Here is a 22,073-nt window from a genome sequence, read left to right on the forward strand (position 1 = left end):
AGCTTGTCTATATAAACTGTACCCTATAGAGTAGATACTTTAAAAAAGTCTCTCTATGGGGTATTTTTGTTATATACCATGTACGAGACAAGGACGGAGAACGATTAATGAGTAAGAAAACATTTACAACAAGCGAACTAGAGCAACTTGCTACAAATCCCTATGTGAAGTCTGTTTCGACCAAGGGAATCACTTATACGGACGAGTTCAAACAACTCTTTATTACATTAAATCAGCAAGAAAGGCTGCCTAGAGAGATCTTTGAGACTTGTGGATTTGACGTTCAGATCATTGGAATGACTCGGGTCAAAGCCGCAGCCGACCGATGGAGAGCCAGTTACAACGAGCAAGGGGCTATAGGCTTACAAGATACACGAGGCAAACATTCAGGAGAGTCTCTAAAACGAGAGTTAACCTTGGCAGAAAAGAACGCGAAACTCGAAGCGCAGATTCACCTGCTCCAAGCAGAGAATGAACTCTTAAAAAAGATTCGCCTGGCCGAACGGGGGTGGAACCACGAGTAAAACTAACGCCTAGCCTTCGATACAGGTTAATCCGAACCGTGATTGAGAAATACCATCTTCAGCGAATGGTAAGTGTTCTGTGTGAGACTGCTGGGGTCTCCAAAAGCGGATATTACCGATACTGGAGCACTTCAGCCATTCACAGACGCACGAAGAAGGAACAGGTTGATGAGGAAATAGGTGTGTACATTCGTCAAGCCTTCCAGTTTAAGAAACGTAACAAGGGCGCTCGTTCCATTAAGATGACGCTGCAAGGACAATTTCAGATCATTTGGAATCTCAAGCGCATCCGAAGAATCATGAAAAAATACGATATTGTATGCCCTCATCGACGAGCTAATCCCTACAAACGAATGATGAAGGCAACCCATGAACATCGAACCATGCCTAACCTGTTACAACGCAACTTCAAACAAGGCATCCCGGGCAAAGTACTTCTAACAGATATTACATACTTAAGTTACGGCCAAGGGAAACGCGCCTATCTGTCCACCATTAAGGATAGTTCCACCAATGAAATTTTGGCTTATCATGTGTCGGAGCGAATGACGATGGATCTGGCGACAAACACGTTGCTTCACTTACAGAAAAATCGCAAATTCAAGAAGAGTCGTAATGCCTTCATTCATTCCGATCAAGGTACGCATTACACTCATCCGGATTTTCAGAAGAAAGTGAAACGGATGGGGCTTGGACAATCCATGTCAAGACGAGGAAATTGTTGGGATAACGCACCGCAGGAGTCGTTTTTTGGTCATTTTAAGGATGAAACTTCCTTAAAGAGCTATGCCACGTTAGACGAAGTCAAACGTGAAGTTAAAGCCTATATGACCTACTATAATCACTATAGATACCAGTGGAACCTAAAAAGGATGACCCCTGTACAATACAGAGATCATCTTCTTGAAGCCATATAGTTTTTTTTAGAAATGTCCTTTACATAGGGTACAGTTTAATAACGACAGCTTCCTTTTTCATGTCTTGTACTGACTGTGTCTTGTTTGACTCCTTTTAATATAAGGATAAAGCAAGGGAGTCGTTTTCACTTCGACTGTGGAGAATGGCTTCTCCATTAACAATCTCAATACTAATTAAAGAATGCAGACATTTTTGAATGGCGCGTTTACCGTTGCTAATTTTATGCTCAAGAGCACTGCTAAGCAATCTTAATGTCTTCTGCATAGGTTGTTTGTTTTCTTGATTAAAATATACAGGGATTGATTTGTTTTGAAAGGTTATTAGGGTTCTCACTTGAAATCACCTCACGGTTGTTATTTCATACAGCTAATATTAAATTCCAATGCTTAAAATTACCTTAAAATCAGCTTATGAAAACATAAAGGTGGGTAATGTTTGAAAAGTGTTCACAATTCAATTGTGAGCGAAGGAATAAAAGTCCTGAAATACGTAACTTAATTACCATTTAAATGGAACAAAAAACGATAATTTTCGTATCCTCGCAATATTTAATTGCATAACTGCCACGAAAGTTCTGAGTCGAACGTACGATATTTTAATATATACGTGGGTCATATGTAACAAAATTACAGGTGGTACATTGCAAACAGGGTGTTTATGTAAGAAAATAGGGTTGATATAACGATTCATTCTCTTTTTTTTGATTTAATCTGACATTAGGACAATTTACATATGAGACCATGGGAGGGATTCGGATGATTCTAACCGTGTATTCCGGCCGCGAGGAAGGAGAATGGTTCGACATCGATGTTCCGGACGAATGTACCATCGAACATTTGAAGACATTACTCGGCGTTCGCATTTTTGGACAGGCACCGGGCGACGGCATTCAGTACATCCTTGAAGCCAAGTTTCCGGAAGGTCTGTGGTTCTCTCCACAGAACGCGCAGCAGTTAATGGAAACCGGGTTGCGGCAAGGCAGTTGCGTACGTGTCCAGCGGGCATTTTCAACGACTTCAGAAGAAGCGCCTGTATATGGAAGACGTTCATTGTTTCAGCAGGACAGCAACAAATAGGGCTTTTGAACGTATACATTCATTATTGAACTAACTAAAGGAGGTCTTCTCTTCGTGAATGTGTTATATCAGCGTTCTCCAAGAATGACACCGGTTCTCAAGGAAGAGAGACTCGAAATACTCAGGCCTCCAACAGAACCGAGCAAACCCACGTTTTCCATGATATCCATTATTGTGCCGATCATGATGACCATGGTCAGCATTGGTTTCTACGTATATATCAATATGACCGGCAAAATGAATAACAGTAATTATATGATGTTTCAGATGATGACGGTCATGATGATGCTTACTTCTTACACCATTCCATTCTTCGTGTATCTGAGCAACAAGAAATCATATCGCAAAAAATTGGAAGAACGAAAAATAATGTATCTTGCCCAACTGGACAAACACCGGGAAGAACTGAAAGAAGCTCAGGCGGAGCAAGTGAAGAGCCTGTACGAAATTCATGGTGATCCGGGTGTGTGTCTTCAAGTGGTGAAGAACCGGAACAGTTCCTTGTGGGAGCGTTCACCAGAGGATGATGATTTCCTTCAGGTGCGCATTGGTACGGGAGAGATTCCATTCCGCATCAAACTTCAGGTTCCGCGGATTGATGGTTATGAGAAGGATGAGCTGATTGAAGCGGCCCATGAACTTGCGGCTGAATTCCAGACGGTACCGGATGCTTCCATTACATTGCCTTTGTTCCAATCGAAGGTTATGGGACTTGTCGGTGATCGGGAGGAAGTGCTTGCTTCCCTGCGAGTCATCATCTCACAACTGACGGTACGCCATTCCCCGGATGAACTGAAGCTTGCTGCTTTTTATGAAGAGAAGGACAGCAAGGAATGGGACTGGCTTCGCTGGATGCCCCATATCTGGGATGAAGACCAAGGACAACGCTATATGGCCGACAGGCACAGCGGTGCGCATCAATTAGCGGACAGCTTGTTTTCCGTGTTGAACCGGCGCCGTAACAATAAGGAAGACCGCTACAAGAAAAGCATACAAACGCCATGTTACGTTGTGATTCTCTCCGATACACAATTGATTGAAGAAGAACCGTTACTTCCGCTGCTGCTGGAGTCGGCTCAAGACATTGATGTATGCACCATCATACTGGCTAATCGCAAGGAGTCTCTACCGATGCATTGTCAGTTGATTATGGATGCCTCCAAAGGCAAAGGGGTGTATATCAAAAAAACGGAAGATGCGGATGTTATTCAGCAAACGTACAAGCCTGATGTAATCTCGAAGGAGATGGCAGAGGCACTTTCCCGATATATGTCACCGATTCGTTTGAAGCGTTCATCTGCGTCGGATATCCCGCAACTGCTCCCGTTATTCGATATGCTGAGCACATCACGTGTGGAGGAACTGGATGTGGTGTCCAGGTGGGGACAGACAAGATATCCTGACACACTTCCCGTTCCTATGGGCGTAAGAGCTGGTGGCAAAAAAATTGCTCTTAACCTGCATGATAAAATCGAACGTCAGGGTCATGGTCCCCATGGTCTGATTGCAGGTACAACTGGTTCAGGTAAAAGTGAAGTCATCCAGTCCATCGTAGCTTCACTGGCTGCTGAATTCCATCCACATGATCTGGCGTTTATGTTGATTGACTATAAAGGTGGCGGTATGTCCAACACATTTGTCGATCTGCCTCATGTGGTAGGGACGATCACCAATCTGGATGGGAATCTGATCGAGCGGGCGAATATCTCACTTCGTGCCGAACTGGTCAGAAGGCAAAAGATATTAAATGATGCGGGAAATCTCCAGCATATTGATGAATATTATAAAATTCTGCGTTCCAGACATGAACAGCCACTGCCACATCTGGTTATTATCATTGACGAGTTTGCTCAATTGAAACGGGATCAGCCGGAGTTCATGGATGAATTGATCAGTATCGCGGCCATTGGCCGGACACTAGGGGTTCATCTAATTCTGGCAACCCAAAAGCCTGCTGGTGTTGTGGACGATAAAATATGGAGTAATTCGCGCTTCCGGATCTGCCTTCGCGTACAGAGTGAGGGAGATAGCAGGGACATGATCAAGATTCCAAATGCTGCCTGGATTACAAAGCCTGGTCGTGGATATTTCCAGGTTGGTAGTGATGAAGTGTTTGAAGAAATGCAATTTGCCTGGAGTGGTGCACCATATAACCAGCAGGAGGATTCAACGACGGTATTGCCTGTTATGGAAGTGCGCCTGAACGGTAAGCGGGAGCCTCTGTTAACTGGTGAGCGCAGAGCCGTTCTCAAAGGGGAAGATGTTCCGAAACAGCTTCAGGTATTTATTGATTATGTTGCACAGTCTGCAGCGGATGCGGGTATCCGTCGTTTGCCAGGACCATGGTTGCCACCTTTACCAGAGACACTGGAATGGGAAGGTCTTCAGGACTGGCAGGAAGAAGAGAATCGGGATTTGCTGCTTGATGGCGGAGCGAGTGGTTTGAAACCACTGGTGGGTTTGCTGGATGATCTCCCGAATCAACGCCAGCAGCCGCTCGCATTGCCTGTGGATCAAGGACATCTGGTCGTGTACGGCATGCCAGGACTGGGCAAAACAACATTTGTTCAGACCTTGCTTATGTCCCTGGCACGTTCCCATAGAACGGAGCCTTGGCATGGTTACATTATCGACATGGGCCGTATGATGAAGGATTTTGCAGCACTACCTCAGATCGGTGGCGTGATGATGGCTGAAGAGGAAGACCGGATCAAGCGATTATTCCGCTATATTCTCAAGCTGTCAGCACAACGTAAAGATATCATCTCGGAGGCGGGTGTTAAAACGATTTCGGCGTACCGCCGTTCAGCTCACGCCGCAGTCCCGCAGGTTGTGGTCGTTATTGATGGTTATCTTTCATTCCGCAATGCCTATCCGGAAGAAAATGAACTTCTGGAGACGATCCTGCGTGAAGGCGGAAGTCTGGGTATCACCTTTGTGCTTACTGCGAATCGGGTAACAGATGTATTTGAAAAATTCAGAAGCAATATTCCCAATGCGGTTTCATTTGAGTTATCCGATCCAAGCGATTATTATTATGCCGTGGGAAGACCTTCCAAGGCGCCAAGTCAACTTCCGCCAGGAAGAGGTCTGGTCAAAGGGCAAGTGCCTCCGTTAATGTTCCAGGCGGCATTACCTTCTTCCGGGGCAGATGAGGGCAAGCGTTCATCTGCACTGCGCCGTACGATTGCTGAGATTCGCCAAGGCTGGACAGGCGAAGAAGCGCCGCAGATTGCTCCACTTCCGGAAGAGATCAAACTGAAAGATCTGCTCATTCAGACAGGATCTTATGGTCAGGCTTGGGATACATCGTCTGTAACTGTTCCTGTGGGACTGCTTACGGATGATCTGGAACCATTCGAGCTTAATCTGCGTGAAGGTCCGCATTTCATGGTAACGAGTCCGATGGAAGGCGGCAAAACGACATTTTTATTGACATGGATGTTATCACTGGCTTATCATGCTTCTCCGGAAGATGTGCAAATATACACAGTAGATATGCGTTATGGCTCAGGTGGGCTGGGGGAAATCAGCAGTTTGCCCCATGTCCGTGGACATGTATCGCGAGAAGAACAGCTTGCACCTGTGATTCAACAGTTGTACGATGAAGTTCTGAAAAGAGGCGAGATTTCCGGTGGACCGGAACTTGTGCTCGTTATCGACGATGCGGACACCTTGTCCAAGCAGCTAAACGATTTTAATGTAAAAGATCAATTGGGAGCGATTGTTCGTCAAGGAAGGGATCGCGGTGTACACGTGATTCTGTCCGGGGTTCCGGCAGACTTCCCAACCTTTGGTTCTGACTGGGTAACGGATGTGAAGGCTTCCCAGAGCGGAATGCTGTTCGGGACTTTAGACCCTAACGATCTCTCGTTCTTCCGTATACCTTATTCCGAATCTGGAGGTAGTACAGGTGGGCTGAAGGTACTGCCTCCGGGTCAAGGTTATTATGTAAAACGTAAATATTCCAGGGTTAAAGGTGCAGTTCCATGTGATGACAGCTGGAAAATGACCGATTGGATTTCTGAAATTCGTGACCGATGGCATGTTGTAGTTTGAGGGGAGGTGGCTCATAATGTTGACGGTTCATGATTCTAAGCAAAAGGTAGTCACGTTGCAAACAAAGGAACTTTTTTTCCTGGCTGGTATTCTCGGTTCAGACCGACTGCTTGGTGTGGAAGATCCGTTTCGCGGCTATATGGCGGAGGATATCGCGATGGAGTGGGAGCGTGTCAAAACCTCCCTGCTGGACAAAGGATATCTGATTCGGGATCAGGATACCGATGAGCTGATCATGACACCGACCGTTTTCTCCAGGGTAGCCATTGCCGGATTGTCCGACAGAGCTTGTTGGATTCGCTACACGATCAACGGAAAGTCGTATGAGAGTTATATCCATTGCACGGATGAGCGGGTCGTTGAAGTTTCCCGTGTTGACGACGTACCGGACTCGTTCCGGCTCAGCGATCTGGGAAGTGTTCGTGAAGCCATTGATGTTCTGATAGAGCGGATGAAATGGAGCGGCCATTCTCCTGCGGAGAAACCGGCCCTAATGTGCTCCAAGAAAAAATTTTATGATGTCATGAATGAGCTCGAAAACAGCGGGATACAGACCGTAGCAAAGGAGCTCGAGCAGGAGACAAGTGATCCTGAGGGCTCACTTGCACTGGCACGCTGTCTGGTGGGTAAGGAGTCAGACGGGGAGCTTAGGTTGCTTGTATGGAATGAAGATGGGTGGAAATCACAGTCGGCAGCATTTGCTGCAAGTGCGGTCTCCAACTGGTTGTTCCGGATGAGCACTGCGGCTTCAGATGATTGGCTTGTTGCAGCACTGACGACTAGAGAACAGTTTCACGAGATGCTGCTGGACTGGCTTAAACAGCCTGCAGGGGAAGAGGAAAGGTGATGGTAAATGCGCATTCGTGTGGAACCGGATGTGCTTCGGGCACTGAGCAAGCAGATTCAGTATGCAGCGGAGCAAATACAGCAAAAGATGACAGTGTTGGATCAGGCGATTCATTCGCTGGAGTGGGAGGTTGAATCCCGCGCAGCGGTGATGAATGAATGGAATCACAGTAAACGACTGGGCGAGGATGCGCTGCGTCGATTAATGGACTTAAGCGTACAGCTGGGACGCAAAGCGTTGTTATTCCAGCAGGCAGACATGGAGTATCGTTCCGTGCTGAGTCATGTGAACACAGCCTATGGTAATGCGGTCAATATGCTGAATGTTCTTCAGAACAATCGTACAGGAGAAATCATGCCTGCACATTCTGCAACTGTAGCTGTAGTATCCGATCCCCTTTCCGCAATGGCGGCCGTATATCGTGTACAGGATGCCGCTCCGCCTGATGGCTCCCCGGCTACACTGGTGCAGGCTATGCAGCCTGAGCCTGTAGCATGGAGATTCACAGATCCTTCCTTTCGGGGGAGAAGAGGGACCGAGCCTGTGGTTTCCTGAGCAAAGTAAATGAAAGTAACAGCAGAAAGTGAATTTTTTTTTTGTAAATAGGCTGTTAGGAGAAGTTTCAAATGCTGAAAATGGGGTAAATAGGATTAGGTCCTTCGGCTTTTGTCCGATCGATCCTGGTATAGTACAATTTGAACAAGCTAAAAATTTAATTGCACAAACCAAGGAGGAATTTACAAATGGCAGGACGTATTTTAGTTACCCCAGAGCAGCTTGATCAGGTTTCCAACCAATTTAAACAAAGCGGTGAGCAAAGTCAGCAAATCGTATCTACATTGACTCAATCCATCACAAGCATGGAAGGACAATGGGAAGGTATGACAAAGCAACGCTTCTTCCAGGAGTTCCAGGAAGCTAGCAAACAAATGCAATCATTCGTTCAAACGCTGAACAGTATCAGCGCTGAACTTACAGCTATTGCTAACAAATTCCGTACAGCTGACCAAGCTCGTTAATCTGCTTTACATAGATCAGGCCGATGTGAAGTCTGAATTCGTCCTGAATTATAGGTGGATAGCAAGCTGAAGATGTACAACTACAGCAAAAACCGGGCGTTTTCACAACACCCGGTTTTTGTTGCAACTATGACACTAGGACAGAGAGAGGGATAAGCATGTCTTTTCAACCAAATCCCGGGGATGAAGTGGTGATTAACGACATTGCCTATACGATTGGGCAACATCCGGCTGCGCCGGGTCTGGCTTATGCCCAAGCCGGAAGGCAGGGGATTGTTTATCAGTTGATACCCCGTAATGGTTCCATTCATGGGTCCAAAGCACTAAAAGTCTTTTTTCCTAAATTCCGTATTCCGGCTATGGTATATCAGTCTGAACATATGGAGTCTTATAGTGAACTGCCAGGTTTGCAGGTATGCAAGCGTGATGTGCTCACTCCGGAAAGAAACGGAGCGCTCATTGGAAAACATCCCGATCTGTTATATGCGGTGTTGATGCCATGGGTGCAAGGTCAGACCTGGTTCGATGTGATCAGTGATCAGAGACAGTTGACGGCTGAGGAGAGCCTGAAGCTGGCTAGAGCGCTTGCTGGAACGGGTTCGGCTATGGAACAACGTGGACTGGCTCATTGTGATATGTCCGCTCCCAATGTAATGATTCCGTTTTTTTCCGAAGTGGAGAACCTGGGGAAGGCGTCTGCGGTAGAACTTGTGGATGTCGAGCAGATGTACGGTTCCAAGATGGATCGTCCGGATGCCCTGCTTGCCGGGTCACCCGGTTATGCAGCCCATCGAACAGTGCACAGCGGTTTGTGGAGTTCATATGCTGACCGATTTGCCGGAGCTGTTATCATTGCTGAAATGTTAAGCTGGTCGGACCCTGTGATTGTAGAGAAAGCGTGGGGCGAAAGTTATTTTGACCAGCATGAAATGCAAACGGTGAGTGAACGCTATTATGCGATGCGGGAGTCCCTTGAGAAGCGTTGGGGTTCCAAACTGTCCGATCTGTTCATTCGAGCTTGGGAAAGTCACGATCTGAGCAGCTGCCCGACGTTTGGTGAGTGGTATGTTGCATTGGCTGCGGTAGACGTGAATCAGGCCAATGCGGCTGCTGCTGCGACATCGGAAGAAGAAGCTGCCAATCCGTCCGAAGCTGATGTGAATCTGAAAAAGAGCTCAGAACCAGTAATTGAACCGGTGAATACGCAAGACGGGAACCGTCCTCAAACGCCGCACTCTCCCGATCAGGAAGCGGTTGTGAACCGTCTGTTCCTGCAAGCAAGAGCCCTGGAGGATGAAGATAAACCGGCTGCAGCACTGGAAGTGTACCGCTCGCTTTATCATTTTATTCCTCATAACAGCGCGATGCAGATGGAAGTGGAGGCTGCAATCAAGGAACTGGATGCCAAGCTTAATCCAAAAGAAGACACAGACAAACCTGTACCTGTGCCATTCTACAGATCCAAAAAGTTCATGATATCCTCTGCTGTGCTTATTGTATTGCTGGCAGGTGGCGTGCCAACGGTCAAAATACTCGCCGATCAGGCAGAGGTGAAGCAGAAAGAACAGCAGGAAGCCACACGACTGGCAGATATCAAAGCTGCGGAAGAGGCTGAAGCAGCAAAGGCAGCTGCGCTCAAACAACAGGAAGAACAAGAGAAGCAAAAGGCCGCAGATGCTGCAAAACTGGACGCAGAGGAAAAGAAAAAGCTCGCTGAAGCCAAGCAGAAGGAAGCTGAAGCAAAGAAAAAGGAAGAAGAACGTAAGGCGTTACAGGCCAAGTACGACAAACAGGCGAAATATGAGGCCTTTCTGGTGAAGCAGGAACAGCAGAAGAAAGAAGCCGCTAAGAGAGCGCAGCAGGAGAAGTACGATAAACAGGCGAAATACGAAGCTTATCTGGTCTGGAAAAAAGAGAATGATGCGAAGCTTGCAAAACAGGAAGCGGAGCGTAAAGCGGCAGCTGAAGTTAAACGTCAACAGGAAATTGCTCAAAAAGCAGCTCTGAAGAAAAAACGTGCCCAGAATGTGGTCACGCTGATTGCTCATTACAATAAGACGTATAACGCGCAAAAAGGCAGAAAAATTGAAAATGCGGAAGCATATGCCCGTGATTTCAAAAATCTCTACAATACCGATGCTTCCTATTTCAAAGGTGTCGGCAAAGTGGCTGCTCGAATGAGTGCCATTAACAAATTCCTGAGCAACAACAGCTACACGTTGCCTAACTTATAATACGTGTTCAAAAAGGGCGGTTTTCAGTACCGAGAAGATGGGATGAAGCTAGAAATGGAGTAGCGGAGCGTAGGAAGAACTACGTGAGCAACTAAAATGTTTCCGAAAGAAACATACTTCGTAAGCATAAGCTTATTCGCTGAATTTCATATTCGATGCTGATGATGCCTACAGGCATCCATCGTAATCAAAAGAGGACTTTTTGAACAACTTCTTATAAAATAACACGTGAATGATGGAGGTGACTCATCCTAGATGAACTACACGATTCAAGCATCACAGCGTACACCTGCACTTATTATATATTTAATTGATATTAGCGCCTCCATGAACATGGTTCTGGAAAATCGTCGACGGATTGACGTCGTCTATGATGCCTTATCTCTCGCGATCCGGCAAATGGTATTTCGGTCTACTAAGGGAAATCGTCTGACACCGCGCTATCGTATAGCCATATTGGCTTACAGTGATGATGTATATGACTTGTTGAACGGAATCAAAGGGATTGACGAAATTGCTGCAGTTGGTTCTTTGCCTGACCTGACACCGAGACGGTTTTCAGATTCTGCGAAGGCTTTCCTGCAGGCGGAAAAGATTCTACAGGCCGAGATTCCGAATATGCAGGACTGTCCTGCGCCACTTGTATGCCACATGACCGATGGGGTGGCTACAGGTGAAGATCCCGAACCGATTGCCAAGAGAATCATGGGCATGAGTGTGCCGGACGGCAATGTGTTGGTCGAGAATATTTTTATATCGGATCATCTGCTGGATGGGCCAATTGCTGAACCTCGAAGATGGAAGGGAATCTCTTCGGAAACGAATCTACAGGATGAGCATGGAGAGAAGCTGCGGAATATGTCATCCGTCCTGCCCGAAAGTTATCGGGAAATGCTTGTTGAAGCTGATTATTTGCTTGCTCCCGGTGCACTCATGATGCTGCCAGGTACCTGTGCAGAATTGGTATCGATCGGGTTCCAGATGTCCGCTGCTACGCCTGTTAGATAGGAGGGGAATCATGAGAGCGATACGATTGGCAACATTGTCTGCTGGTGATAAGGGGGGCCATGTCGAGCAACGGCATGGCAACTTTCGGTATGTGAGTGTGCAGACCGGAGAACAGCCATTAACTCGTTATCAAGGTGCATTCAAGTGCAGATATGGTTACGGCAGAGCCGCAGAGACGGTTAATCAGGGTGATTCCGGACAGGATTTTGCTGCGGTCCGCATGAATGGGAATGTCTGCAATTTTGTATTATGTGATGGAGTAGGCATGAGTTATCTGGGCGACTTTGCAGCACGGTTTCTGGGAAATGCTTTGCTGGATTGGCTGGAAACGACGCAGCATCCGACGGTTGAGGCCGTGGAACGTCTTCTTCATGATCTGACCCTTCCTGCATCCGAGCAACTGGAGAAATTACAACCACTGGAAAGTTCCCCTCTGTTACTGCGTGAAGTATTAATGGAAAAACGAAGCCGTGGGAGCCAGGCCATGTATGTCTGTGGGCGGATTGAGCTCACGGGAGGAGGACGCAAAAGCCGTGTGTGGTTAGCGTGGCAAGGAGATTCACGTATTCGCCTTTGGCGCAATAATCAGGAACAGTCTGACATGTTCCAGGCACATTGCAAAACGAATGAGCGTTGGTCTACACTTGATGGTCCCGTGGGTGGCAAGCCGCACATCTATGAGACAAAAGGTTCAGCAGGCGATTCGCTGCGGCTCCAGTTATATACGGATGGACTGAACGACCTGGATGCCATTCAAGCCTATGTCCCGGATGAACACATTCAGGTACTGCTGGATGCTACACATACGGGCGGACTTGAAGATGATGCCGCTTTCATTGAGCTGGAATGGTGAGTGCCGGTTATAAAGTTGTGGACTGATCCTGAAGTTGCTGTGACGTTGGTGTAGATCAACGGTGAAAAAACTTGCTGGTGTTGATTTAAAAGACACTCTTTTTGGGTAATCTTGTGAAGAATTGATTTTGAGCTTGAACGTACATTCTTACATAATTGCTAAATCAAAGGAGTGGAATGGATAATGACACAACATAACGGCAAGTCACGGTTTCAAGGGAAGGTTGCAATTATTACCGGAGCAGGCTCCGGGATTGGGAAGGCCACTGCAGTCAAGCTGGCTAAAGAGGGTGCACATGTTGCATTGTTTGATCTGGTGAATGATCGGATCTCGGAAACGGAAGCAGAGATTAATGCGCTGCACCCTGGTGCGGCAAGAGCATTTGATGTAGACATTGCCGACCCGGCACGTGTGGAAAAGGCTGTACTGGAAACCGTTGAGTTATTCGGCGGTTTGGATATTGTTTTTGCCAATGCGGGCATTAATGGGGTATCGGCACCCATTGAAGAGATTCAGGTTGAAGATTGGCAGCAGATTATTACAACCAACCTGGATGGCACATTTTTCACCGTTAAATATGCATTGCCTCACTTGAAAAAACGGGGTGGCGGCAGCATTATCATTACAAGTTCGATTAACGGCAATCAACGCTTCTCAAGCTTTGGTATGTCGGCGTACAGCACATCCAAGGCAGGGCAGGTTGCTTTTGCGAAGATGGCGGCGCTTGAGCTCGCGAAGTTCAAGATACGTGTTAACGTGATCTGTCCGGGAGCAATTGCGACCAATATCGATCAAAGTACGGTCAAAACGGATGATCTGCAACAGATCATTATTCCAATGGAGTTCCCGGAAGGCCAGCAGCCACTTGCAGATGGACCTGGTCAGCCGGAACATGTTGCGGATCTGGTAAGCTTCCTCGCTTCGTCTGAATCCAGACATATTACCGGAGCAGAGATCGTCATTGATGGTGCCGAATCATTGCTCAGCTAAGTGAGCATTCTGGATAAATTCCATTTTACTTAAGTCGTGTCTTAGGATATGTCTGCGATAGTCGTTCCTCTGGAACGGCTTTTTTTGTTATAATGCTAACATTCGAATAGAGATACTGAAGAGCAGTAGGGTACATTCATTAGGAGCGATTATATGCATATAGAGTTACCGATACAAGAGGTTATTCCTGAATTAAGACAGTTATTTCGGAATCAAGATACAGGTGTGTTAATTGCAGAGCCAGGAGCGGGAAAAACGACGGTTGTACCGCTGGCTTTGCTGGAGGAGCCGTGGGTCGCGGGACGGAAAATCATTATGCTGGAACCCCGAAGGTTGGCTGCGCGTTCGGCTGCATCGAGACTGGCGGCTACGCTAGGGGAAAAGGCGGGGCAGACGGTAGGATATCGTGTACGCATGGATACCCGGGTGAGTCAGGTGACACGGATTGAAGTTGTGACGGAAGGGGTATTGACCCGGATGTTGCAGCAGGACCAGGGTCTTGAGGATACGGCGATGATTATATTTGATGAATTCCATGAGCGGCATTTACATGGGGATTTGGGTCTGGCTCTGGCCTTGGAATCGCGAGCGATGTTACGTCCGGATCTGAAACTGTTGATCATGTCGGCAACCCTTGATCCTGTTCCGGTCTGTGCATTGCTTGGTGAAGGCACAAGATCAATTCATTGTCCGGGCCGTACGTTTCCGGTGGAAACACGATATGTACCGAAACCAACAGCCATGCCACTGGAACAATTCACGGCTCAGACGGTGAACAGGGCATTAGCCGAACAGGAGGGGGACGTGCTTGTTTTCCTTCCTGGCGCAAGAGAGATACACCGTACAGAACGGGAGTTATCAAATGGATCTCTTCCTGGACATGTGAATGTTCATTCCCTGTATGGCAGTATGCCGGTGGAACAACAGGATGAGGCCATACGGCCGGCCCCTGAGGGCGCGCGCAAAGTGGTGTTGTCCACCTCCATTGCGGAATCCAGCCTCACACTCGCTGGAGTTAAGATTGTGGTGGACGCAGGGCTGAGTCGTGCATCGGCATTCTCGCCGCGCACCGGCATGAGCCGACTCGTCACCCTGCCGGTGTCCAAGGCGTCAGCCGATCAACGGCGGGGGCGTGCAGGGCGAATTGCCCCGGGGGTGTGTTATCGGCTATGGAGCGAAGAGGTTCACGGGGGACTGCCTGAGGCAGCACGCCCGGAGATCACCTCCGCGGATCTTGCGCCGCTGGCGCTGGAGCTTGCCGTCTGGGGTGTCCAGTCCCCAGCAGAGCTGCAATGGCTGGACACCCCGCCTGACGGCGCCTACGGCCAGGCACAGGCGCTGCTGCGCCAGCTGGGCGGCCTGGACGACGCAGGCCGCATCACGCCCTTCGGGCGGCGGATGAACACGCTTGGCGTGCATCCGCGACTGGCCAGCATGTTGCTCCGCGCAGCGGAGCTTGGGCTGGCCAGCTACGCCAGCATGCTGGCGGCACTGCTGCAGGAGCCTGCGGGCCTTCGCAGCAGTGGCAGTGCAGGCGCGGGCACGGACCTCCGCCCGCGCGTAGAGGCGCTGCTGACCGCGGACAGCAGCGGCATGTCTCAAGCGGCCGCGGCTGTCGCAGACGGCGCGGCCGTGCGGCGCATGCTCCAGGAGAGCCGCCAGCTGCGCTCGGCGCTCGGCCCGGCGGCCGATCCGGTGCGGCCGGATGAGGACAGCTGCGGATTGCTGCTGTCCTTCGCCTATCCGGACCGGATCGGGCAACGCCGGGAGGACGGCCGCTATCTGCTGAGCAGCGGCCGCGGCGTACGGCTCGCAGCGACAGAATCGCTGAGCCGTTCAGCGTATCTGGTCGCAGCCGAGGCAGACGACCAGGGCGCAGATGCTCGCATCCTGCTGGCTGCGCCGCTGCAGGAGCAGACATTGGTGCAGGCAGGGCAGCACTTGCTGCACAATGAAGTACAAGTGGCCTGGGATTCCAATACCCGCAGCGTTCGCGCACATAAGAGACTTCGTATTGGAGCCCTTGTGATTAAAGAGAGCAGTATTGCACAGCCACCTGAAGATCAGGTGCTGGAAGCACTGTTAACCGGAATACGGATGGAAGGGCTTGATTGTTTGCCCTGGACAAAAACATCCAGACAACTTGCGGACAGGCTGCGGTTCCTGCATCTCCATCTACCTGAGTGGCCCGACCTGATCGAAGATAATCTAACAGAAGAGTTGGCAGAACATCTTACCCCTTATCTGATAGGCATGCGATCGGCAGCCGACCTGAAGAGATTGTCGATGCAGGATGTATTACTGGGTGGATTGAGCTGGACGCAACGACAACAACTGGACGATGAAGCGCCGACGCATATACAGGTGCCCAGTGGTTCTCGTATTCCCGTGGACTACAGTCGTCCAGAGGACCCGGCGCTGGCGGTAAGATTACAGGAGATGTTTGGACAACAGGAGACACCGCGTATAGCGGGTGGGCGAGTCCCGTTGACCATCCACCTATTATCACCGGCTCAGCGACCTGTACAGGTCACACGAGACTTGGCGAATTTCTGGCGAGAGACGTACTTTGACGTCAAAAAAGACCTGAAAGGTCGTTATCCGAAGCACTACTGGCCGGATAATCCACTTGAAGCGGTCGCCACGAATCGAGCCAAACCACGGGGCAAGTAGATGAATTACTTCATTCTTTAAGACATCAACGATTCCATATAAACTAAAATGAAGACCCAAAGGCTAATAAGCCGTCCCCGGTTCCTTAGAATATCGTCTGGACAATTCACCAGGATCAGCCAGTCTGGACTTCAAGATGATTTGGACGCCCACGTCCTTCAACGTAGAGCATGCCTGACAACGTATCATATGCCTGAGTTTGAAGGCACACCATGATGAGGAATAAAAGGAATGAACCTCAGCAATTATTTGCTATCAACACATAGTATATTGACTTGCGAGCGTTTAAAAGAAACTTAGGCGGGTAATAACATAGCGAACCACTCAATAATATGAGGAGGAATTCACTATGCAGAAGAAAATCGTAGGTGTGTTTAATACAGAACGTGAAGCATCGCAGGCTATCGAGGGTCTGAAAGCACAAGGATTCACTTCAGACGAAATCTCCGTTGTTACACAGGATCGGGATGAACTGAAGGCTATTCGGGAAGAGACAGGTACCAAAGCCCCTGAAGGTGTGGCTGCTGGTGCAGCAACAGGTGGTGTCCTTGGTGGCGTAGCCGGTCTGCTCGCAGGTATCGGTGCACTAGCCATACCTGGCATAGGTCCCATTCTGGCCGCAGGCCCTATTGCAGCAGCATTTACCGGTGCAGCCGTAGGTGCGGGAGCTGGCGGACTGGTGGGTGGACTGGTAGGTCTTGGTATTCCGGAAGAGGACGCTAAACAGTATGAGGAGTATGTACAGAATGGTAAAATCCTGCTGCTCGTAGATTCTACGGATCGGGACTCCGATGTGTACGATGTGTTCAGTGGCAACAGCCAGCTTAACCGGGACAGAGCCGAAGCAGCTCATCGCGGAGATGTGCCAGCCGAACGTCCGGATCTGGATATGGAAGAACGCAGATTGGAAGCCCAAACCAAGGCAACGCGATTGGGTAACAATACATTCCTGTAATTTTGCCGCGAATTCGGTTGATATGAAATAAAACCCAATGACTTAATATCTGTAAAATGGAGTGACATATATGATCCACCAGATGGTCATTAGCCGGTTTCCTTAAGGGAAGCCGGCTTTTGTCCCTGTGTTGCATATGGGTGGGTGTCAATAATGTCGGATGGTGTTTTTACCCAGTCAAGCAGGGAATAACAATACATATAACAGTACAGCCAAAGCGAGTCCAATCACCAGTAGCATCATGGTAAGGAACCGGATTAATCCGGTCGATGCCTGAAACGTCTGTTCATTGATTTGTGTACGCTTCCGATGATAGGCTGCTGCCGAATATACAATGATGGATATGCCGCCAATCAGAGAAGTGATACCGGTAATAATCGCCGCAATATGTGCAAGCCGATCATACGCCGATGAATTGAAACCAAATCCGGCAGCAAGAAAGCCAATGCCCGCCATGGCAATACCTGTGCGTACCCAGGCCAGAAAAGTTCGCTCGTTAGCCAGATGTTGCTGGACATACTTGGAATCGGTAGTGGTTACATCTTTGTCTGTGAAAGAAATGTGAATCAACTCCGTTCATTAAATATACGGCTTCATTGTACTTTGTTTGTATCGCAAAACCAAGAAAGGATGGCTGAATGTATGCCTCGCAAAGAACGAATTACAGAAATAGAGAGCTTAAGGGGAATTGCCTTTGGAGCAGTGGTTCTCCAGCATTCCATCGCACATTACTCTCTGGTCCCGGAAACGAGACTGGAGGATGGGGTGTTACTGGCCATACTGCTGATGCTCTCCAAATTTGCAGTTCCTTTATTCATATTCATAACAGGGATGGTGCTTTTTTATAACACGGGAGACAAGCTGAATTATGGCCAGTTCATGAGAAAAAGAGTAAACGACGTGATCGTGCCTTATCTGATCTGGTCACTCATTTATTTTACACTAGCACCGCGTGGTTGGACCGGATTTGGATTGAATGACATCCCAGATCTAAGCTTGAAGTTGCTTACGGGCAAAACGACATCACACTTTTGGTACATCATTATGCTGATCCAGTTTTATCTGTTATTTCCGCTCTTCTTGCGGGCCATTCGTTATGTATATAACCGATATGAGGCCAAGGGACGCTTGATCGCATTATTGATTTCTGGTGTGGTGTATCTGGTACTTGCGGATCAATTAAGAAACATCGCCAAATTCATGGAACGACTAAATATACCGGTGCTGACAGATGCTTTTACAACGTATGCAGACCGCAATTTCCTCTATTTTTTTATTTATTTTGTGCTAGGTGCAGCCGCGGGGTTATCCGTCCAGCACTGGAATGAATGGATTCATCGATTGCGCTGGATATACTGGACAGTGTTTATTGTTCTGGGTCTGCGGTTTACTTATTTATTAATGCTGGAGTTTCAGAAGCCGGAAGGAATCAAAATTACATTTTACACAGTCAGCTTGATCCGCCCTGATATGGCACTCTTTCTGATCGCTTCCATTATGGTCATGTACCAGCTGGCCGGGAAACTGCATAACCTCAGGGCTACACGATTGCTGGGATGGATTGGTGGTGTATCGTATGGCGGTTATCTGATGCATATGTTGATGCTGCGGTATAGCTACATTCCAGATGAGTTGTTTTACGTTGCTATGGGCTGGAACCCTGTCGTCCGAATGATCATCACCTGGTTGTTGGCTCTTACATTATCCTGTGTACTGACATGGCTTATCTCGCGTGTAAGCTGGGGCAAATGGATTGTGGGGTCTGTACCCAAGCCTGCCCGCAATAGATGAATATATCAACATATGAAAAATTCACAACAAAATCACACCTGTACAGGATTGTTCAGGTGTACGAGAGTATACGATCACAAGATACAGAAGCACAGGTAGTACAGCTTTTACAGCTTTTGCACAGACTTTCTTGTCATTAAAATTCGATCTCACGACTCCCTGAGCCCTGAAATAAACAATTTTTGAACTAATTTCATAACTCACTAAAATGAATTTCTGTAACTGGATATAGACAAATTGAACGGTTTCGATCTATATCCAGCCTTGATTGAAGCAGCTAAAGGTATTATGAAATTAATTCTTTTGAATAAAAATTAAAATTTCATTACCTGAAAAATTCACAACAGAAAACCTTTTTCCGTGCTTCCCTCAGATTAACGCGAATTCACACGATTTCTTGCTCGTCCTCCTTGAAGATAGATAAAAGGGAGGCAAAGCGGAGAAAGATGGCAGAACACGAACATAAGTTTTATAATACTAGATATATAGGTTCTGACAGGAGGGGAATGAACGTGGCTTTTATGATTGCACAGCGGGCATTTATCAAGCTGTATCTGATTACGATGGTTGAACAGCACAGGGGGTATGGTTACGAGATGCTGGAGGCGATGAAGCAGGAATTCAAAGACTACGGTTATGTACCACCCCAGAGCGAGGTATATCGGGCACTGCATGAATTGGTACAGCAAGGTGTTTTTTATCGGACAAAGAAACTTAAAGGCAATGATCCAAAGGTCGATTTTCAGGAAATCGTTTTATATCATTTTACAGATGATGGTGCGGAAAAAGCTGAGTTATACAAAAAACAGGTCAAAACGGATCTGGATCGTTGTCTCGGCATGTTACACAAGGCAGAAGAGGACAATTACGGTACGAAAGGAAGATGAGCATGAACAGACAGTTACAGTGGGGAGTACTCGGTACGTCAACCATTGCCAAAAATGCAGTCATTCCGGCGATCCAGCAGTCTGAACGTGGTGAGGTGTTGGCGATTGCCAGCCGCAGCAAAGAAAAGGCGGAAATCCTTGCCGAAGAACTCGGCATTGCCAGATCGTATGGCAGTTATGAAGAGCTCATCGCTGATCCGGACATCGAAGCCGTCTATATTCCTTTGCCTAACCATATGCACAAAGAATGGACCATCAAAGCGGCACAGGCTGGCAAACACGTGTTGTGTGAGAAACCTGCTGCCTTGAATGCAGATGAATCGGCAGAAATGATCGAGGCGTGTGAGCAGCATGGTGTTCTTTTTGCAGAAGCGATTATGTATCGATATCATCCCAAGCACAGACGTGTGCTAGAGATTATAGCTAGTGGAGAAATAGGCATCGTCAGAGCCATCCATGGTAACTTTACCTGTAATACCGCTGATGACAAGGAGAATGTAAGGTTCAAAAGAGAGATGGGCGGCGGATCATTATTCGATCTTGGCGTGTATCCGATCTCGGCAGCCCGGATGTATCTGGGACAGGAACCGGAAGCGGTGACAGTACACGCTCTATTCTCGGACGAGCATGATGGCGTGGATATGATGGCGTCGGGACTGGTAGAATTTCCGAATTCAGTAGCTTTAACTTTTGACTGTGGCATGTGGGCTTCAGGACGAGCGGAGATGGAGATTCTTGGGACGGAAGGGCGGATTGAACTGCCAAAAGTGTTTGGCTGGGAGAACAGTGATATTCCACCTCAGATTATTGTGCACACGGATTCGGTCAGCCGTGAGGAGCGTGTATCGGTGTCGAATTCCTATGTGCTTCAGGTGGAGACGTTTGCAACGGCTGTGCTTGAAGGTGAAGCCCTACCATTTAGTCCGGAAAATACCATTCAAAACATGCGCGTTATTGATGCATGCCTGGAATCGGCTCGAACTCGTCAACGTGTGCAATTGATCGATTAGATTAGGTCAGCTCAGTTTAAACATACTAGAAAAGTAGACTCCATCTTCAGGGATGAGAGTCTTTTTTTCTGTCTTAAAATGTTAGAATTATAATATTTTACAAATTAAACGTCTTCATTTGATATTTCTACCAAAATGATGTGATATAAATAGTCATGAGATGACTTGTTTACTATAATCTAGCAGAACATACAACTAGACCGTTACAGCTTGCAGAACGCATATCGTGACAACGTTCATCTACTTTGAGGGATCGGGAGGCCGGATTGATGAAAAAGTTGATATCCACCGCATTACTGGCATTGTTGTTAACGTTTGTTTTCCTCACAGGTTCACAGTTCACTCCAGTCGGACAGCAGAAGGCATCTGCTGCAACATGTACCATCATCAATACGTTTACAGGTGTAGCAAACTATTTAAGTGCAAACGGAACGTTGCCATGTAACTTTATTACCAAATCACAGGCAACAGGACTTGGCTGGGTAGCGTCAAAAGGAAACTTGGCTGTAGTTGCTCCTGGCAAAAGCATCGGTGGGGATACATTTGGCAATCGGGAGGGGCTGCTGCCTTCGGCCAGCGGACGTACATGGCGCGAAGCGGATATTAACTATACTTCCGGCTTCCGTAATTCGGATCGAATTGTGTACTCCAATGATGGGCTCATCTACAAAACGACAGATCACTATGCATCATTTACACGTTTGAAATAGAGGAAGGAGCAGCCATGAATACCGTGATTCTGGATGGAGAAGACTTTACGAGTAGCACTGAACTTCATCAACAATTAAAGGATAAGCTGAAGCTGCCGGATTTTTATGGCGGTAATCTTGATGCATTGTGGGATTGTCTGACGGGTACGATTGAACTTCCACTTGAGCTGAAATGGACCAACTACCTAATCAGCGAAGAACGCCTGGGGAATGAAGCAGACCGGGTACGTGATTTGATGTTGGAGGTACAGGCTGAGCAAGCTGGATTTCAATTGCGTCTTGAGAAGTAGGCAGCAAATGAAGGCAGTTCAAATATAATCCGTCAAGCCGAGCAGACCACATGTGGTCTGTTTTTTTGTGTTATAGGAGGTTGTTCAAAAAGGTTGTCCCAAAAATCTTTGTGTTGATTACGAATCATCTGAAAGAAGAACGAGATTTTACTTTTCTTCCTTGTCGTTAAAATTATTTTCACGGAAGTATTGATTTCTGCATAACTTACGTTAAAATAAAATTAACATG

19 protein-coding genes are annotated in these 22,073 nt (G+C 47.6%); 17 read left to right on the forward strand and 2 right to left on the reverse strand.

Annotation, left to right across the window (positions count from 1 at the left end; translation table 11 throughout):
* The first annotated feature begins 107 nt into the window (after window positions 1-107).
* Window positions 108-1,441 (forward strand): IS3 family transposase gene (locus NST33_RS11525; protein WP_339183318.1). Its coding sequence is split into 2 segments (ribosomal slippage): window positions 108-510 and window positions 510-1,441, totalling 1,335 coding nucleotides; the frame shifts between segments, so codons are not numbered across the junction.
* 94 nt (window positions 1,442-1,535) lie between these two features.
* Here NST33_RS11525 and NST33_RS11530 read toward each other — a convergent pair.
* Window positions 1,536-1,775 carry a hypothetical protein gene (locus tag NST33_RS11530; RefSeq protein ID WP_074094612.1) on the reverse strand — a complete coding sequence of 80 codons (240 nt, stop codon included), beginning with the start codon at window positions 1,773-1,775 and terminating at the stop codon, window positions 1,536-1,538.
* Between the two features lie 422 nt (window positions 1,776-2,197).
* On the opposite strand from NST33_RS11530, the gene NST33_RS11535 reads away from it, so the two are divergent.
* From NST33_RS11535 to NST33_RS11585, 11 genes are all read left to right on the forward strand, one after another.
* On the forward strand, window positions 2,198-2,518 hold the full coding sequence (locus tag NST33_RS11535) for a hypothetical protein (protein WP_221825192.1): 321 nt from the start codon (window positions 2,198-2,200) through the stop codon (window positions 2,516-2,518).
* Between the two features lie 54 nt (window positions 2,519-2,572).
* A complete protein-coding gene (essC, locus tag NST33_RS11540; protein ID WP_221825189.1) occupies window positions 2,573-6,577 on the forward strand; it encodes a type VII secretion protein EssC in 4,005 nt (1,334 codons plus the stop codon).
* Window positions 6,578-6,593: 16 nt separating this feature from the next.
* Window positions 6,594-7,424, forward strand: coding sequence for a hypothetical protein (locus NST33_RS11545; protein ID WP_221825187.1), 831 nt, complete (start codon window positions 6,594-6,596; stop codon window positions 7,422-7,424).
* Between the two features lie 6 nt (window positions 7,425-7,430).
* On the forward strand, window positions 7,431-7,979 hold the full coding sequence (locus NST33_RS11550) for a WXG100 family type VII secretion target (protein ID WP_017689072.1): 549 nt from the start codon (window positions 7,431-7,433) through the stop codon (window positions 7,977-7,979).
* A 188-nt stretch (window positions 7,980-8,167) separates the two neighbouring features.
* A complete protein-coding gene (locus NST33_RS11555) occupies window positions 8,168-8,443 on the forward strand; it encodes a WXG100 family type VII secretion target (protein WP_017689071.1) in 276 nt (91 codons plus the stop codon).
* Window positions 8,444-8,601: 158 nt separating this feature from the next.
* Window positions 8,602-10,677, forward strand: coding sequence for a hypothetical protein (locus NST33_RS11560; RefSeq protein WP_221825185.1), 2,076 nt, complete (start codon window positions 8,602-8,604; stop codon window positions 10,675-10,677).
* Window positions 10,678-10,932: 255 nt separating this feature from the next.
* Complete coding sequence (locus tag NST33_RS11565) at window positions 10,933-11,685, forward strand: vWA domain-containing protein (RefSeq protein WP_124114120.1); 753 nt, start codon at window positions 10,933-10,935, stop codon at window positions 11,683-11,685.
* A gap of 10 nt (window positions 11,686-11,695) precedes the next feature.
* Window positions 11,696-12,538, forward strand: a complete 843-nt coding sequence (locus tag NST33_RS11570) for a hypothetical protein (protein ID WP_221825183.1) — start codon at window positions 11,696-11,698, stop codon at window positions 12,536-12,538.
* 183 nt (window positions 12,539-12,721) lie between these two features.
* The gene (locus NST33_RS11575) at window positions 12,722-13,528 is read left to right on the forward strand and encodes an SDR family NAD(P)-dependent oxidoreductase (RefSeq protein WP_221825180.1); all 807 of its coding nucleotides are present in this window, start codon (window positions 12,722-12,724) and stop codon (window positions 13,526-13,528) included.
* Window positions 13,529-13,681: 153 nt separating this feature from the next.
* Complete coding sequence (gene hrpB / locus NST33_RS11580; protein WP_221825178.1) at window positions 13,682-16,201, forward strand: ATP-dependent helicase HrpB; 2,520 nt, start codon at window positions 13,682-13,684, stop codon at window positions 16,199-16,201.
* Between the two features lie 349 nt (window positions 16,202-16,550).
* Window positions 16,551-17,156, forward strand: coding sequence for a general stress protein (locus tag NST33_RS11585; RefSeq protein ID WP_221825175.1), 606 nt, complete (start codon window positions 16,551-16,553; stop codon window positions 17,154-17,156).
* A gap of 177 nt (window positions 17,157-17,333) precedes the next feature.
* Here NST33_RS11585 and NST33_RS11590 read toward each other — a convergent pair whose 3' ends face one another.
* A complete protein-coding gene (locus NST33_RS11590; protein ID WP_339307929.1) occupies window positions 17,334-17,726 on the reverse strand; it encodes a DUF202 domain-containing protein in 393 nt (130 codons plus the stop codon).
* Between the two features lie 72 nt (window positions 17,727-17,798).
* On the opposite strand from NST33_RS11590, the gene NST33_RS11595 reads away from it, so the two are divergent.
* The 5 genes from NST33_RS11595 to NST33_RS11615 all read left to right on the forward strand — a co-directional run bounded on the left by NST33_RS11595 (window position 17,799) and on the right by NST33_RS11615 (window position 21,844).
* The gene (locus NST33_RS11595; RefSeq protein WP_221825173.1) at window positions 17,799-18,947 is read left to right on the forward strand and encodes an acyltransferase; all 1,149 of its coding nucleotides are present in this window, start codon (window positions 17,799-17,801) and stop codon (window positions 18,945-18,947) included.
* A 512-nt stretch (window positions 18,948-19,459) separates the two neighbouring features.
* Complete coding sequence (locus NST33_RS11600) at window positions 19,460-19,834, forward strand: helix-turn-helix transcriptional regulator (RefSeq protein WP_036609188.1); 375 nt, start codon at window positions 19,460-19,462, stop codon at window positions 19,832-19,834.
* 2 nt (window positions 19,835-19,836) lie between these two features.
* Complete coding sequence (locus tag NST33_RS11605) at window positions 19,837-20,844, forward strand: Gfo/Idh/MocA family oxidoreductase (RefSeq protein WP_221825171.1); 1,008 nt, start codon at window positions 19,837-19,839, stop codon at window positions 20,842-20,844.
* A 269-nt stretch (window positions 20,845-21,113) separates the two neighbouring features.
* Complete coding sequence (locus tag NST33_RS11610) at window positions 21,114-21,554, forward strand: ribonuclease (protein ID WP_076318556.1); 441 nt, start codon at window positions 21,114-21,116, stop codon at window positions 21,552-21,554.
* Window positions 21,555-21,568: 14 nt separating this feature from the next.
* Window positions 21,569-21,844, forward strand: a complete 276-nt coding sequence (locus tag NST33_RS11615; protein ID WP_221825169.1) for a barstar family protein — start codon at window positions 21,569-21,571, stop codon at window positions 21,842-21,844.
* The last annotated feature ends 229 nt before the right edge of the window (window positions 21,845-22,073 follow it).

This window comes from Paenibacillus sp. FSL L8-0435 (assembly GCF_037965655.1).
Lineage (GTDB): Bacteria > Bacillota > Bacilli > Paenibacillales > Paenibacillaceae > Paenibacillus.